Origin of the sequence: Halomonas sp. B23F22_10 (genome assembly GCF_043496975.1) — a bacterium.
In the GTDB taxonomy this organism is placed as follows: domain Bacteria; phylum Pseudomonadota; class Gammaproteobacteria; order Pseudomonadales; family Halomonadaceae; genus Halomonas; species Halomonas smyrnensis.
Genome location: NZ_JBIEKF010000001.1, coordinates 310,803 through 326,016, shown reverse-complemented (window position 1 = coordinate 326,016; position 15,214 = coordinate 310,803). Strand labels below are relative to the sequence as shown.

At 68.9% G+C, this 15,214-nt stretch carries 12 protein-coding genes; 8 read left to right on the top strand and 4 right to left on the bottom strand.

Features of this window, described 5'->3' with window-relative positions; translation table 11 throughout:
• Positions 1 to 211 precede the first annotated feature (211 nt).
• The 5 genes from ACGTNF_RS01430 to trxA all read left to right on the top strand — a co-directional run bounded on the left by ACGTNF_RS01430 (position 212) and on the right by trxA (position 6,606).
• Complete coding sequence (locus ACGTNF_RS01430; RefSeq protein ID WP_394600108.1) at positions 212 to 1,348, top strand: efflux RND transporter periplasmic adaptor subunit; 1,137 nt, start codon at positions 212 to 214, stop codon at positions 1,346 to 1,348.
• On the top strand, positions 1,348 to 4,461 hold the full coding sequence (locus tag ACGTNF_RS01425; RefSeq protein WP_394600107.1) for an efflux RND transporter permease subunit: 3,114 nt from the start codon (positions 1,348 to 1,350) through the stop codon (positions 4,459 to 4,461). The genes ACGTNF_RS01430 and ACGTNF_RS01425 overlap by 1 nt, the downstream gene beginning before the upstream one ends.
• Positions 4,462 to 4,585: 124 nt before the next feature.
• Entirely contained in the window at positions 4,586 to 4,984 is a 399-nt protein-coding gene (locus tag ACGTNF_RS01420; RefSeq protein ID WP_016856184.1) for a SpoIIAA family protein, read from the top strand.
• 429 nt (positions 4,985 to 5,413) lie between these two features.
• On the top strand, positions 5,414 to 6,163 hold the full coding sequence (locus ACGTNF_RS01415; RefSeq protein ID WP_394600105.1) for a hypothetical protein: 750 nt from the start codon (positions 5,414 to 5,416) through the stop codon (positions 6,161 to 6,163).
• A gap of 119 nt (positions 6,164 to 6,282) precedes the next feature.
• Entirely contained in the window at positions 6,283 to 6,606 is a 324-nt protein-coding gene (trxA, locus tag ACGTNF_RS01410; protein ID WP_394600103.1) for a thioredoxin, read from the top strand.
• Between the two features lie 119 nt (positions 6,607 to 6,725).
• Here trxA and ACGTNF_RS01405 read toward each other — a convergent pair whose 3' ends face one another.
• Positions 6,726 to 8,513, bottom strand: coding sequence for a 7TM diverse intracellular signaling domain-containing protein (locus ACGTNF_RS01405; RefSeq protein ID WP_394600101.1), 1,788 nt, complete (start codon positions 8,511 to 8,513; stop codon positions 6,726 to 6,728).
• A gap of 264 nt (positions 8,514 to 8,777) precedes the next feature.
• Between ACGTNF_RS01405 and ACGTNF_RS01400 the strand changes: the two genes are divergently transcribed.
• Positions 8,778 to 9,017 carry a hypothetical protein gene (locus ACGTNF_RS01400; protein ID WP_394600100.1) on the top strand — a complete coding sequence of 80 codons (240 nt, stop codon included), beginning with the start codon at positions 8,778 to 8,780 and terminating at the stop codon, positions 9,015 to 9,017.
• A 110-nt stretch (positions 9,018 to 9,127) separates the two neighbouring features.
• Here ACGTNF_RS01400 and galE read toward each other — a convergent pair whose 3' ends face one another.
• From galE to ACGTNF_RS01385, 3 genes are read right to left on the bottom strand one after another with little or no spacing between them, the layout of a single operon-like run.
• Positions 9,128 to 10,135 carry a UDP-glucose 4-epimerase GalE gene (gene galE / locus ACGTNF_RS01395; RefSeq protein ID WP_394600099.1) on the bottom strand — a complete coding sequence of 336 codons (1,008 nt, stop codon included), beginning with the start codon at positions 10,133 to 10,135 and terminating at the stop codon, positions 9,128 to 9,130.
• A 44-nt stretch (positions 10,136 to 10,179) separates the two neighbouring features.
• Positions 10,180 to 11,622, bottom strand: coding sequence for a sigma-54-dependent transcriptional regulator (locus ACGTNF_RS01390; RefSeq protein ID WP_394600097.1), 1,443 nt, complete (start codon positions 11,620 to 11,622; stop codon positions 10,180 to 10,182).
• The gene (locus ACGTNF_RS01385) at positions 11,619 to 12,170 is read right to left on the bottom strand and encodes a heme NO-binding domain-containing protein (protein ID WP_394600096.1); all 552 of its coding nucleotides are present in this window, start codon (positions 12,168 to 12,170) and stop codon (positions 11,619 to 11,621) included. The genes ACGTNF_RS01390 and ACGTNF_RS01385 overlap by 4 nt, the downstream gene beginning before the upstream one ends.
• Positions 12,171 to 12,591: 421 nt before the next feature.
• Between ACGTNF_RS01385 and ACGTNF_RS01380 the strand changes: the two genes are divergently transcribed.
• Positions 12,592 to 13,803 carry a polysaccharide biosynthesis/export family protein gene (locus tag ACGTNF_RS01380; protein WP_394600094.1) on the top strand — a complete coding sequence of 404 codons (1,212 nt, stop codon included), beginning with the start codon at positions 12,592 to 12,594 and terminating at the stop codon, positions 13,801 to 13,803.
• On the top strand, positions 13,800 to 15,212 hold the full coding sequence (locus tag ACGTNF_RS01375) for a GumC family protein (protein WP_394600092.1): 1,413 nt from the start codon (positions 13,800 to 13,802) through the stop codon (positions 15,210 to 15,212). Before ACGTNF_RS01380 ends, ACGTNF_RS01375 begins: the two co-directional genes overlap by 4 nt.
• Positions 15,213 to 15,214: the final 2 nt, after the last annotated feature.

Here is a 15,214-nt window from a genome sequence, read left to right as displayed (position 1 = left end):
CCCGGGCCCGCGACGCATCGCCCCGCGCAACGCCCCGTTGCCGTCGGGGGAACGAGTTGCGAAAACATTGTGCAAGGCACGCCGCGTTGACATCCTGACGCTCGGCTTGAGGCATGCTGTCGCCATCTGTCGACAGGTCTTCACCCCGGATATCGACGCCCACTCGACACTCACGTTAGCGGGGCCGCCGCCCTCTTTGCGGACACTGATCATGATCCACGCTCTTCTCTCTCGCCGCGCCCGGCGCACAGGGCCGGCCACGCTGGCCCTGCTGCTGCTCGCCCTGTCGCCGGCGCTGCCGTGCCTGACCCCGGCCGCCCTGGCCCAGCCCGCCGGCATGCCGCCGACGCCGGTGATCGGCGCCGAGGCCACCCGCCAGGCCTGGTCCGACCCGCTGGAGTCGCTCGGCACCCTGGCCGCCAACGAGAGCGTGACGCTCTCGGCCACGGTCACCGACACCGTCACGGCGATCAACTTCGAGGGCGGCGAGACGGTCAGCCGGGGCGACGTGCTGGTCGAGCTGTCCGACGCCGAGGAGCGGGCGGCGCTGCGCGAGGCCCAGGCGCTGCGCATCGAGCGTCAGAACGCCGTCGACCGCCTGGCCCAGCTGCAGGAGCGCAACCTGGCGCCCCGCGCCGACATCGAGGACAGTCGCGCCCAGCTGCAGCAGGTGGACGCCACCCTCCAGGGCCTGCGCGCGCGGCTCGACGACTACCGCGTCACCGCCCCCTTCGACGGCGTGGTCGGCGTGCGCGACATCAGCGTGGGCGCGCTGGTCACCCCGGGCGACGAGCTCGCCACCCTCGATGACGTCTCGCGCATGAAGCTCGACTTCGAGGTGCCCGAGGTGCAGCTCGGCGCGCTGGCCGAGGGCCTCGCCCTGAGCGCCACCACCGCCGCCTATCCGGAGCGCGTGTTCGAGGGCCAGATCGCCACCATCGACTCCCGGGTCGACCCGGTCAGCCGCAGCATCGGCGTGCGCGCCCTGCTCGACAACGACGAGCGGCTGCTGCGCCCCGGCATGCTGATGCGCGTCACCCTCGACCGCCGCCCGCGCCAGACGCTGGTGATCCCGGAATCCGCGGTGGTCGCCGAGGGCCGCCGCCAGGCGGTGTGGGTGATCACCTCGCGCGAGAACGGCCGCGTGGAGCGCCGCGAGATCGGCGTGGGCGCCCGCCGCCGCGGCGAGGTGGAAGTCACCGAGGGCCTGGCCCCCGGCGACCTGGTGGTCAGCCACGGTGCCGATCGCCTGCACGACGCCTCGACAGTCGAGCTGATCGGCGTCGCCGACGACGCCACCGACGTCAGCGACATCCTGCGCGCGACCCGCGACGGAGATGACGCCTGATGCGCCTGTCCGACGTCTCCGTCCAGCGACCGGTGCTGGCCATCGTCATGGCCGCGCTGATCGTCGCCTTCGGCCTGCTGGCCCTGACCCGCCTGCCGCTGCAGGAATATCCGACCATCGATCCGCCGATCGTCAGCATCAGCACCTCCTATCCGGGCGCCAACGCCGAGGTGGTCGAGACCCGCATCACCCAGGTGCTGGAGGAGCGCATCGCCGGGATCGCCGGCATCGAGGTAATCTCCTCCTCCAGCCGTGACGGCAACTCCAACATCACCATCGAGTTCGGGCTGAACACCGACGTCGACGCCGCCGCCAACGACGTGCGCGACCGCATCTCCGGCGCCGCCGACAACCTGCCCGAGGAGGCCGATCCGCCCGAGGTGCGCAAGGAGGACACCAGCTCCGAGATGGTGATGTGGCTGATGCTCTCCGGTGAGGGCTACACCACCGCCGAGCTGACCGACTACGCCGAGCGCTACCTGGTCGACGGCTTCTCGGTGCAGGAAGGCGTCTCCGGGGTGTTCGTCGGCGGCGGCCGCGAGTACGCCATGCGCGTGTGGCTCGATAACGACGCCCTCGCCGCCCGCGGGCTGGCGGTCGGCGACGTCGAGGACGCCCTGCGCGACGAGAACGTCGAGCTGCCCGGCGGCGCCGTGGAATCCGCCGACCGCCAGTTCATCGTGCGCCTGCCGCGCAGCTTCGCCACCCCCGAGGACTTCCGCGAGCTGGTGCTCGACCGCGGCGAGGGCGGCTATCTGGTGCGCCTGGCCGACGTGGCGCGGGTCGAGCTGGGCACCGTCGAGGAGCGCTCGCTGTTCCGCGGCAACGGCCAGACGGTGGTCGGCCTGGGCATGATCAAGCAGTCCACCGCCAACGTCATGGCGCTCTCCGCCGCGGTGCGCGCCGAGGCCGAGCGGGTCGGGCCGCGGCTGCCCGAGGGCATGAGCCTGGCGGTCAACTACGACGCCTCCACCTTCGTCTCCGGCGCCATCCGCGAGGTGGTCAGCACGCTGCTGATCGCCATCGGCCTGGTGGTGGTGGTGATCTTCGTGTTCCTCGGCAACCTGCGCACCACCCTGGTGCCGGCGGTCACGGTGCCGGTGACGCTGATCGGCACCTTCGCCGCCCTGGCGGCCATGGGCTTCACCATCAACCTGCTGACCCTGCTGGCCCTGGTGCTGGCCATCGGCCTGGTGGTGGACGACGCCATCGTGGTGCTCGAGAACATCCACCGGCGCATGCATCTCTACGGCGAGACGCCGCTGGTGGCCGCCTACCGCGGCGCGCGCCAGCTGGCCTTCGCGGTGATCGCCACCAGCCTGGTGCTGATCGCGGTGTTCGTGCCGCTGAGCTTCATCCAGGGCGACGTCGGCAAGCTGTTCACCGAGTTCGCCCTGACGCTGTCGGCGGCGGTGGCCATCTCCAGCCTGCTGGCCCTGACGCTGAGCCCGATGATGGCCTCCAAGATCCTCTCGCCGAGCCTGCACGAGGGCCGCCTGGCCCACTGGGTCGACGGCGGCCTGCACTGGGCCCAAGGGCTCTATCGGCGCTGCCTGGAGGCGGTGCTGCGGCTGAGCTGGCTGGTGGTGGCGGGCTTCGCGGGGCTGATCGCGGCCATCGCCTGGCTCTACCCCCAGCTGCCGGCGGAATACACCCCGCAGGAGGACCGCGGCACCTTCTTCGTGCTGATCAACGGCCCGCCCGGCGCCACCTTCTCCTACATGGAGGACTACATGGACGAGGTGGAGGCCCGGCTGCTGCCGCTGCGCGAGGGCGGCGAGGTCGAGGACGTGATGATCATGTCGCCCCGCGGCCGCGGGCGCACCGAGAACTTCAACTCCGGCTTCGCCATCGTCGGCCTCGCCGACTGGGACGAGCGCGGCCCGGCCGGGCCGGTGCTCAACCGGGTGCGCCGAGACCTGGCCGAGCTGCCCGGCATCCGCGCCTTCCCGATCATGCCCCAGGGCTTCGGTGGCGGCAGCGAACAGGGCCTGCAGTTCGTGCTCGGCGGCGGCAGCTACGAGCAGCTGGTGACCTGGCGCGACGCGCTGATGGACCACATCCGCCAGGACAACCCGGGGCTTCTTAACCTCGAGAGCGACTATGAGGAGAACCAGCCCCAGCTCAGCGTGAACATCGACTACCACCGCGCGGCGGACCTCGGCGTCACCGTCAGCGACATCGGCCGCACCCTGGAGACGCTGCTCGGCGGGCGCACCGTGACCCGCTTCACCGACGAGGGCGAGGAATACGACGTCATCCTCGAGAGCGAGCGCGGCGCCACCCCGACCCCCGGCGCCCTGGAGAGCCTGCGGGTGCGCTCGGCGCGCACCGGCGAGCTGATCCCGCTATCGAGCCTGGTCGAGATCGAGAGCTTCGCCGGGCCCAGCGAGCTCAACCGCTACAACCGCCTGCGGGCGATCACGGTGCAGGCCGATCTCGCCGACGGCTATTCCATGGGCGAGGCGCTGGCCTATCTGGAGAACGCCGTGGACGAGGTGCTGCCGCCGGGCGTGCAGACCGACGTCAAGGGCGGGGCGCGGGACTATCGCGAGTCCAGCGGCGCCACCACCTTCCTGCTGGTGCTCGGCACCCTGGTGGTGTTCCTGGTGCTGGCCGCCCAGTTCGAGAGCTTCATCCATCCGCTGGTGATCATGCTCACCGTGCCGCTGGCCATCGGCGGCGCCCTGCTCGGCCTGTGGCTGACCGGGCAGTCGCTGAACATCTACAGCCAGGTGGGGCTGGTGATGCTGGTCGGCCTGGCGGCCAAGAACGGCATCCTGATCGTGGAGTTCGCCAACCAGCTGCGCGACGAGGGCGTGGCCTTCCGCGAGGCGCTGATGCGCGCCGCCATGACCCGGCTGCGGCCGATCGTGATGACCTCGGCCACCACCATCGCCGGCTCGGTGCCGCTGATCCTGTCCAGCGGCGCCGGCGCCGAGACGCGGCTGGTGATCGGCACCGTGATCTTCACCGGCGTGGCCGCGGCGACCTTCTTCACCCTGTTCGTGGTGCCGGTGGCCTACGATCTGCTGGCGCGGCGCACCGGCTCGCCCGGCGATGTCGCCCGGCGCCTGGAGCGCGAACTGGGCGACCAGCCGGCCGGACACTGAGCCGGCATCGACAGGCGGGAGCCCGACGCCGGGCTTCCGCTGCCCTCCGGGCGTGAGCGGCGTTCCACGGACGAGCGGCTATGCTGCAAGGCAGGCACGATCATCCATTCGAGGAGCCACGCACATGCTCGAACTCCTGCCCTCGGGCGCCTCCCACGTGGTGGCGATGAAGGTCAGCGGCCGCGTCACCGCACCGGACCTGCAGGTCGCCATCGACGCCATCGAGGCGACCAAGAAGACCCAGCCCCGCGTCAGCCTCTACGCCGAGATCGACGAGATGCGCTGGATGACCTTCACCGCCTTCCTGCGCGATCTCGGCTACGGCCTGACCCAGATCGGCGATCTCAACCGCTACTACCGCGCCGCGGTGCTCAGCGACAGGCACTGGGTGCGCCACCTGACGCGGCTGGAGAACCATCTGTTCAAGTCGATGGAGATCCGCACCTTCACCGTCCGCCACAAGCCGGACGCGCTGGAATGGGTCACTCACCTACCCGGACCACCCGCCACCCGCCAGGCCTGAGTCTGTCGCCAGGCGAAACGGCGGTGTGCGGCCGCGCAAAAAAACGCCCCCACGCGTGGGGGCCAAGCAGGGAACCGGTGTCTCGGGCCCCGACGACATCACCGCCGTGCTCGACGAGCCCGCAGGAAGAAGGAGTCCGGCATGCCACGGGGACATCCCTGGCGTGCTCCGGGCCTTCCCTGACCCGGCTTGCCCGGCCTCTTGCCGACCGGGGCCTCACGCCTGGCGCTCATCATGACCCGGGAGGGCCGCCGCGACCGCACGGCATCGACGCCACGGCGCGTAAGAGATCGCCGACAACGAGGCGACGCTCGGCGCACCGTCGGGTCAGCCGACAGCGCGAGCGTCGAAATCCAAGGCGATCCGGACAGCACCGGGGCTTTTGCTTTAGGCTAGGGATCGATTCGCGACCAAACGACAGGGAACGTCATGTTCGAATGGATCTCGCAGCACAAGGGCGTGCTCAACGTCATCATCAGCCTGGGCACGCTGTTTCTCTCGCTGGTCTATGCGCAGCTGCTCTACTGGGGCTTTCGCCGCCAACGACGGCCGCGGCTGCTGATCAACCGCGGCAAGAAGCGCGACATCGAGGCGCTGTGCATCATCAGCAACATGAGCGCCGAATCGATCTTCCTCGAGTACATCGTCGCCGACCTCGAGACCTCCCGGGGCACGCTCACGGTCGACGTGACGGACCGCAAGCAGCAGTACAGCGAGGGCGACGAGGCGCGCGACGACGACAACCATCGCAGCGGCCGGGATCACGATGACGATGATCACGACCCTCGCCGCGACAGGCGCGATCATCACTACGACACCCGCCAGGGCCCGCTGGATTCCGGTGACTTCCTGCACATCGGCACCTTCTCCGGGCTGATCGCGAGCATCGCCGAGCTGGAGGGCATCGAGATGGCCGGCCATCAGCCGACGGGCGACCTGAGGTTCCACAGCCTGACGATCCGGCTGATCGGCATCTACGGGCCGGAGGACATGCCGGTCGGCGCCGAGCGCACCTTCCGGCTGAGCTTCCACGCCGATCAGTGCACCCTGGTGCCCGCCAGCTGGGACACCAAGCGCCTCTCCTCCTGGGGCCAGCGGCGACGGCTCAGGCGCATGATCCAGCGGCTCAGCGCCCAGCGCACGGATCGGCTGGTCGGCCTGTCGGATCACGACGGCTGACGCGCCCATAAAATCAACCTTGCTAACTAAATTCCCGTTGAAGTAGGGTGGTCACACGTCAGCATCCTCGCGATGCCTCCACTTCATCCAGCATCTGCCGAGATGCCAAGGAGAGACCCATGGCCACCCTGACCGCCGTCAACGACAGCAATTACACCCAGGAAGTGATCAACAGCAGCCAGCCGGTGCTGATCGATTTCTGGGCCCCCTGGTGCGCACCCTGCAGGACGCTCAACCCGATCGTCGGGACCATCGCCAAGGAGCATGGGTCTGCGCTCAAGGTCGTCACCATCAACGTCGACGAGGCGCCCGACCTGGCCGCCAGGAATGCCGTGCGCAGCCTGCCGACCATCGCCCTCTTCAAGGGCGGGAAAAAGGTCGGAGTCCTCACCGGCGCGCAGCCCAAGGAAAGCTACGATGACCTGATCGCTCGCCACGCCTGAAGCGAGAGCGGCACAACAGCGAAGCGGCAGCGGGGCCCGTTCGGGCCCCGCTTTCGTCTGCCCCGCGCCTTCCCGCCCCTTTCTATCCCCTCGTTCCCTCGCCGCTGATCCTCTCACCATCATGGCGACGTCGAGCGCCGCTGCCTATGACGCTTCCGGGCATACATCGCCGCGTCGGCGCGCTGCATCAGCGCCTCGAGATCCAGCGTGCGCGAATCGTCGAAGCCGATTCCGATGCTGACGCCCACGCGGATCGCCGTGTCGTCCGAGAGCCGGATCGGCTGGCGGATTGCGGCTTCCAGACGCCGCTTCAGCGCCTCGACCTCCTCGAGGCCGCTCAGGTCCTCACACAGCACCAGGAACTCGTCGCCGCCGAGGCGGGCGCAGTGGTCGTGCTGGCGTATCTGGTGGCGCAGCCGCCCGGCGATGACCTGGATGACGCTGTCGCCCGAGGCATGCCCGAAGCGGTCGTTGATCGGCTTGAAGTCGTCGAGATCCAGCATCAGCACCGCCAGCGGTCCGCCGCTCTTCTCGCGGCGCCCCCAGGCCGCCGCTGCGCGATCGGCCAGGCCGGTGCGGTTCAACAGCCCGGTCAGGGTGTCCTGGCGAGCCATCTCCTCGAGCTCCGCGGTGCGCTCGGCGACACGCTTCTCGAGAATCGATTCCTGAGTCTTCAGCGACGCCACCAGCTGCGCCTGGGCCTTCTCCCTCTGGCGCTTGAGCGTATTGAAACGCGCCGCCAGCGCGAAGGACAGCAGCAGCATCTCCAGCGCCGACCCCGCCTGGATGCCGTACAGCGTGAAGGCGTTCGACGGAATGATGCCCAGGTTGCGCAGAACGAAGATCGAGGCACCCACCAGCAGGAAGGCCCAGGCCAGCATGAACAGCCTGGCCCCGGGCACGCGGCGGTAGGCGCAGGTCACGGCACAGGCCAGCAGCGACAGGCAGGTCGCCAGCCCGACCACGTCCATCAGCTGAAGCGCCAGGTGACGCGGGAGAAGGCCGACGCCGATCATGCCCGCCAGGCATGCCAGCAGCAGCCAACGCAGGCCACGGTGCCAGCGTGGCGCGAAATATTGGGTGCGCAGAAACTGCCGGGCGAAGAGAATGCCGAGCGCCGCCGAGAGCGTGAAGCAGAGGGCAAGAAAACGCGCGGTCGCCTCGCCCAGCCCGCCCCACAGCAGCAACGGCCCCAGGCCGTTGGCGGTGACGACCGCCACGCAGAAACTGCCGACGAACAGCGCATAGAGCAGGAACACCCGCTCCTGCAGCCCGACGAACAGCAGCAGGTTGTAGAGCCCCAGCGCCACCAGCAGGCCGACATAGGCGGAGAGCCAGAACATCTCCCGGTCATTGGCGACCCGGAAGGCCTCGAGGCTCAGCAGCTCGACGCCGAGCGCCATGCTACCGGCGCTTTCCACCCGCGCCAGCAGGGTGACGGTCTCGCCGGGCTCGAGGTTCAACGGGAACGCAGGCAACCGATGGGCCAATGCACGATGCTCGGGAGCGAGCGCCAGCCCACTCTGCCAGGCCTGTGCGATCGCACCTTTCTCCACCCGATAGAGCGAGACGTGCTCCAGCAACGGATAGACGAAGCGCAGCACGGCCTCGCTCGCGCCATGCGCCCCGCCCGAGACCCGCAACCGCAGCCACACCGGATGATCGGTGTAGCCGATGCTCTGCTCGGCCCGCGTCTCGAGCGGCCGGAAGGCATCCTCCCGGCCGACCAGCGCCGTTGCCCGCCACTGCCCTCCCGGATCGGCCAGCATGGCGACGCTCTCGATGGTCGGCGGCCCCGACGACGCCATGGCGACGGTCGCGAGCGAGAACAGCAGCACCATGGCCGCCAGCCTCGGGCGCAGGCCGCACAGCAGCGGGATGTTCGGGAAGGAAGAGCGCAGGAGCATGCAGCATGAGCCTCAAAGGCGCCGGCCGGCCGTATACGGAAAGGCTACTCATGGAGGGGCCAGACAAGCAAATCGGGGCTCGACGACCGGATGGGCATCGCCCTGCCCCGCCGCCCTGCCCCGCCGCCAGGGCCTTGCTCGCCGTGCGCGACACGCCAGATCAATGGCTTGCTGGCAGCCCGTTTGCGCACAGTGTTCTTGGCGTGACAGGCGCCTCGGGATGGTCAAGACTCAGACGGATGCTCATGTCAGGAGAGTTCACCCATGCAGCTTCTCGTCGTCAGCTACACCCCGGGCAGCTACCTGCTGCATTGCCTGGAAGCCGAGGAAATCCCCGGTGTCGGCAGCCTGATCGAAGCCGAGCGCGTCAGGGGGCGCGTGCTCAGCGCCGAGCGTTTCACCGACGTTCAGGGCTGTGAAGGCGCGGTAATCGTCGATGATCTCACCGTCAGCCAGGCGGCCGAACTCTGGCCCGCCACGGGCGCTGTGCGGGGGGCGGAATAAGCCGGCTACACCGCAGGATCGGAGCCTGGGCGAGCCTTCGCGACAAACGTTTCAGACGGAACCGAGCACAAGACGCGCCAGGGTCATGGGGCGAAACCCTCGCCCATGGATCACCGCTGGCGCCGCAGGAAGTGGCGATGCTCGAACTGCCAGGCATGGGCCACGATATCGCGCAAGTCATGGGTCGGCGCCCAGCCGAGCGCCCGCTCGGCCTTGGCGATGCTGGCCACCAGGCGAACGGGATCGCCCGGCCGCCGGGGACAGATGGCGATCTCGATCTCGCGACCGGTGACCTCCCTGGCGGTCCGGATCAGCTCGAGCACGCTGTAGCCGATACCGCAGCCGAGGTTGAAGACGTCGCTCTCGCCCCCCGCCAGCAGGCGCTCCAGGGCCAGCTCATGGGCGCGACACAAGTCCTCGACGTGCACGAAGTCGCGCACGCAGGTGCCGTCGGCCGTCGGATAATCGTCACCGAACACATCGATCCGCTCGCGGCGTCCCGAGGCCGCCTGCAGCACCAGCGGAATCAGGTGGCTCTCGGGCTCGTGCCGCTCTCCCAGCAGGCCCTCGGGGTCGGCGCCGGCGGCATTGAAGTAGCGCAGGCAGATGGCCTGCATTCCGTAGGCACGCCGATAGTCCTCGAGGGCCCGCTCGACCAGGTACTTGGTATTGCCATAGGGATTGATGGGATCGCAGGGCAGGGTCTCGTCGAGCCCCCCCTCGCCGGGCATGCCGTAGACCGCGGCGGTCGACGAGAAGACGAAACGCGGGATCCCGTGTCGTACCATGGCATCCATCAACGCCAGGGTCTGCACCACGTTGTTGTGATAGAAGGCCGAGGGGTCGCGCACCGACTCGCCCACCTCGATCAGGGCGGCGAAATGCATCACCGCATCGAAGGCGGTCGACGAGAGCAGCCGGTCGAGGAGCGCACGGTCCCCCAGGTCTCCGACGACCAGCTCGGCGCCCATCACCGCGTCGCGATGGCCTCGAGAGAGATTGTCGAGCACCGTGACGGCGTACCCCGAACGCGTCAGCCGCTTGACCATGTGGGAGCCGATGTAGCCGGCTCCGCCCACCACCAGTACCCTGGCCTTGCCACCGGGCTCAGTGATCATGTCGCTCTCCCTGGTCAGCGGTGAAGCTCCCCGGCCCTCGCGACTCAGCCATCGACGGTGGCCTCGCCCGACCAGCGCTCGAGCTTCCGGTAGAGCGTCGAGGGGCTGACCGCCAGCACGCGGGCGGCGCCCGGGACGCTGCCGTGATTCAAGGAGATGGCCCGCTCGATCACCCGCCGCTCGATCTGCGCAAGCGTCATGCCATCGAAGGCGGCCTCCGGGTCTACGGATGATCCGTCGAGGAGAGCCGCGTCCGAGGGCACGGCGCCGAGGCCTCCCGGGCTCGCGGGCGTCGCCTGGGGCACCGGGCTCGCCTCCCGGGGCAGCAGCGGCGCCAGCGAGAGCGCCGGCCCGGGATTCATGACCACCGCGCGGCGCATCGTGTTCTGCAATTCCCGCACGTTGCCGGGCCACGCATAGCGCCGGAGCTGATCGACGGCGGCGGCATCCAGGGGATCGAACGCCTTGCCCTCCTCGGCGGCGAAACGATCGAGGAAGGCCTGTGCCAGCAGCACCACGTCATCGCCACGCTCACGCAGGGGCGGCAGCTCGATGGGCAGCACGGAGAGGCGGTAGAACAGGTCTTCCCGGAAGCGGCCGGCCTGCACCTCGGCGGCGGGATCGCGGTTGGTCGCGCAGACGACACGCACGTTGACCGCCTCGGGACGGCTGCTCCCCACGCGCTGGATCATGCCCGTCTGCAGGAAGCGCAGCAGCTTGACCTGGAGCTTGAGCTCCATTTCACAGATTTCGTCGAGAAACAGGGTCCCGCCGTCGGCCTCCTTGGCGGCCCCGACGCGGTTGTCAAGCGCCCCGGTGAAGGCGCCCTTCACGTGGCCGAAGAGCTCCGACTCGAGCAGGTTTTCGGGAATGGCGCCGCAGTTGATGGCCACGAAATGGCCCTTGCTGCGCTGGCTGATGGCATGGATCGCCTCCGCCGTCACCTCCTTGCCGGTCCCGCTTTCCCCGGTCACGAACACGGTGGCCCGGGAGTTCGCGACGTTCTCGATGGCGCGATACACCACCTGCATGGCATCGGAGCCGCCGACGAACCCCTGGAAGCGATCGCGCTTCTTGATCCGGCGCGCCACCTGCACTTCGCGCTCGAGCATCCGATGCTGGCCGGCGCGAACCACCGTGGTGGTCAGGCGCTCCGGCGCCACCGGCTTGACCAGGAAGTCATAGGCGCCGGAGCGCATGGCCTGGATCGCGCGACTGATGGAGCCATCGGCGGTAATCACCACGACGCTGGCGTCTCGCGCCATCTGCGGCGTCGATTCCAGCAGCTCCAAGCCGTCGCCGTCGGGCAGGTTGAGGTCCAGCAGGATGACGTCGAAGGGCCGTGGGGATCGTGTCAGCTGCTGGCGTGCCTCGGCCCCGGAGTCGGCCATTTCCACGGTACAGCCCGCGGCCTCGAGCTGACCCGCGAACGTCAGCGCCAGCGACACGGTATCCTCGATGATCAGCACATAGGTACTTTCACTCATATTGCATCGCTGTCTGTCCCTGGACGAATGATGAAGCGCGCATGATCCGACACGCTGTCGGGACACCACTCCACACGACTATGCTCACTATAGAAAACGATGCACTGCTGAACCAGACCGAAGGCGATGTGCGCGAAGGCGCGATGGGAGCGGTAGGCGACGATGAATCCCCCCTCGCACTCGTGGGTCGTGACCGAGGGCGGCGTGGCCCCTGGATAGATGACCTTGACCTCCTCGTGGATATGACTCTGCACGTGATCGAGCAACTCGCGCGCCGAGGCGTAACGATGCAGCAGGTGGGGGAAGCGCACCTCGAAACGCTGGAACAGGTAGCGCCCGAAGGCCTCGCAGAGCCCGGCGGCGTCGGCATCGGCGAGGAGGGAGGCCGCCTCCACCAGGGCCCCCGCATGTTCGCTCGGGTAGTTGCCCACCGTGGTGAAGGCGGCTTCATTGGGCAAGTCGGCCTGCTCGATGACGCGCTCGGTGAAATCCGCCCCGAAGCTCTCGTCCATAAAGTTCATCAGCTCGACAAAGATCATCCCTTTCATAGCAGTCGCTCGCTCAACAGGTGAATCGACCGGGCACTGACGGATCGCCTGTCGTGCCGCCCGCGGCACGCGACGACGCCCGCGAGACTCCGGTGACGTGATGCATAGCACTATCCAAGCAAGAAAGATGCCAAGGTGCGACGCCCGGCACATCGGTATGCCTTCCTCCGACAATCGCAGAGTGCAACGGAAAAGACGCATTCTGCAACGATTGACGTTGCAGAATGCCATGAGCCGGTCCCATCGCCCGCCTCGGGGCCGGGCGCTCCCTCCGCCTTCCCGATCTCTACCCCCCGTCTGCCGCCACGCTCCGGCACGCCACGCGGCATCATCACCACGCAGCAGGAGAAACTTCTTCCCTCCTGGCCCGAATCTTGTATTCAATCTACTACAGTATTCTTCTAATGAAGGGAGAAAGCGCATGGACGATAGCGTCTGCCGGGCTCGGGCGATCCTCGGCACGATCCTCCTCGGACTGATCCTCACCGGCTGCGCCTCGGCGCCGACCCCCGACAACCGGGCGGAGGCGCGGTGGATGCCCCAGCAGGAGGAGCTCGAGACGGCTCGAGAGCAGTGCGTGCCCGGGCGACCCGCGCAGATGGACCCGGCGCTCGACCATGTCCCGGCCACGGACCTTCGCCGGGAGGGGGACATGCTGGGCCCGGGGGACAGGCTGCGCATCCAGGTGGTCGGCGATGACGGCCGCCTCTCCCGCGCCTACGTGATCGATGATTACGATCGCCTCGAGCTGCCCGGCCTCGCGCCGTTGGACACCCGGGGCAAGACCCTGCGCCAGGTCGAGACGACGCTGGCAGAGCGGTTGGTGGAGGCCGGCCTGGTTCGCCCCTTGCCGAGGGTCGTCGACGTATCGCTGATGGAAAGCGCCGGCCTCTCGGTGCCGGTCAGCGGCGCCATCTTCCAGGCCGGTACGGTGCGCATCGGCGAGCGCGCGAGGGAGACGCTGGTGGGCCAGCGCGAGGGACCGGCCAGCGGCGATGCCAACAGCGAACGCAGCGTCGCGGCCGCCATTCGCGCCGCCGGGGGCGCGCGGCCCGATGCCGACCTGACGCGCATCCGGGTGGTACGTGGCCAGCGCTGGACCGAACTGGACCTCAGCGGGCTGCTCGACGGCACGCGTCTGGGCGACGTTCGCCTCTCTCCGGGCGATCGTGTCATCGTGCCGAGCACGGCGTGCTTCGACGAGCGACTGGTGCGCCCGAGCCCGCTGACGCCCCCCGGCATCCGCGTCTACCTGTCGAACCTGTCTCGGCCCGCCGCCAGCAATGCCAACTCGGCCATCGGCAAGGAATCCAGCAGCCTGCCCTACGGCACGCGGCTGCTGCAGGGCCTGGCTTCCGCCAACTGCATCGGCGGCTCGGCCATGAACGCGCATCGCCAGGCCGTGCTGATCTCCGCCAATCCGCTGAACGGCCGCAGCGTCGTGATCCAGCGCGACATCGAGGGGATGCTGGAACATGCCCAGCGGGACCGCATCAATCCCTACCTGATGCCCAATGACGCCATCGCCTGCTACGACAGCCGGGCCATGAACGCGCGCGACGCCATCGCCCTGTTCGGCGAGGCGCTCGGCTCCGCGGCGACCGCCATCCTGATCGACGACCTGGCACAATGAGCGAAGACACCTCGACACAGCCTCGCCGGCTGCAGCGGTTCTGGTACCTGGTGCGGGACGGCCTGCCCTCCGCCGGCCGCTACCGGCGCTATGCCGCCTCCCTGCTGCCCTGCCTGATCGTGATCTGGGGCCTGGTGGCGCTCTACCTCATCCTGGCGCCCGTCAGCTACAAGAGCTCGATGACGCTGATCCTGCCCGGTTCCGGCGCGGGCGGCTCCATCAACCTCGAGTCCATCGGCCAGGCCACGTCGCAGACGACCTCGGCCTTCTCGAGTCCCTCGCTCAGTCCGACGCAGAACTACAAGCGCCTGCTCGGCGCGGACCTGATCCTGCGTCAGGGGGCGACCAGGCTGGCGGAGGACGCCGAGATCCTGCCGGAGCCGACCGTCAAGCTGGTCGATCAGACCAACCTGATCATGGTGTCGATGCGCGGGGCCAGCCCCGAGCAGGCGCAGGAGCGCCTGGAGGCCCTCCGGCTCGCCTTCCTGTCGGGCCTCGAGCGCCTGCGTCAGGACGAGGCCGCGAAGCGCGAGGCCGCCGACCTCGCGCGGCTCGACGAGCTGGAGCAGAAGCTCCAGCAGGCGCAGCGCCGGGTCCTCGAGTTCCAGGGCACGACGGGGCTGGCGACCCTGGACCAGTTCCACCAGCGGCTCAACGTGGTCGACGGCCTGCAGGGCAGCGAACGCGAGTTTCGCCAGGCGGTGCGGCGCAGTGAGGCCCAGGCCCGCCGGCTCGGCGAGATGCTCGATATCTCCCTGGACGAGGCACGCAGCGCACAGCTGCTGCGCGCCGACCCGCTGTTCCAGTCGCTGCTGACCCGCTATGCCGGCGTGCTGGCCGACTGGACCCAGGCGCGCGCCACCCTAGGCGAGCAGCACCTGACGCTGACCGAGCTGAGCGCCCAGCGCCGTACCCTGCGCCAGTCGCTGGTGCAGCGTGGCACCGCCCTGACCCCGCTGTCTCCCGAGACCCTGCTCGGCTTCGCCGACCTCTCCGTCAGCGATGGCCGCGAGCGACTGCTCGACGAGCTGATGCGCACGGCGGGCAGCGGCGCCGGCGCCCAGGCGGCGCTGGCGGAGGTCCGGGAGCAGATCGCCCAGCAGAGCGATGAGGCGAACGCGCTGGTGGAGAAGGCCGCCGAGCTGACCGACCTGCTGCGCGAACAGCGCGTCGCCGAGGCGGTCTTCTCCTCCGCCCTGGCGCGCCTGGACACCAACAAGGCCGACCCCTTCGCCTCCTACCCCCTGGTGCAGACCTTCGAGTTCCCCTCGCTGCCGCAGGGCCCCTCCTCGCCCTCCACCCTGCTGGCCGTCGCCGGCGCGGTGGTGGCTTCGATCCTCGTCACCATGGGCTTCCTGCTGCTATGGCTACGCCAACCCCTTATCCAGCTAATGCTGCCGAAAAGCTGATC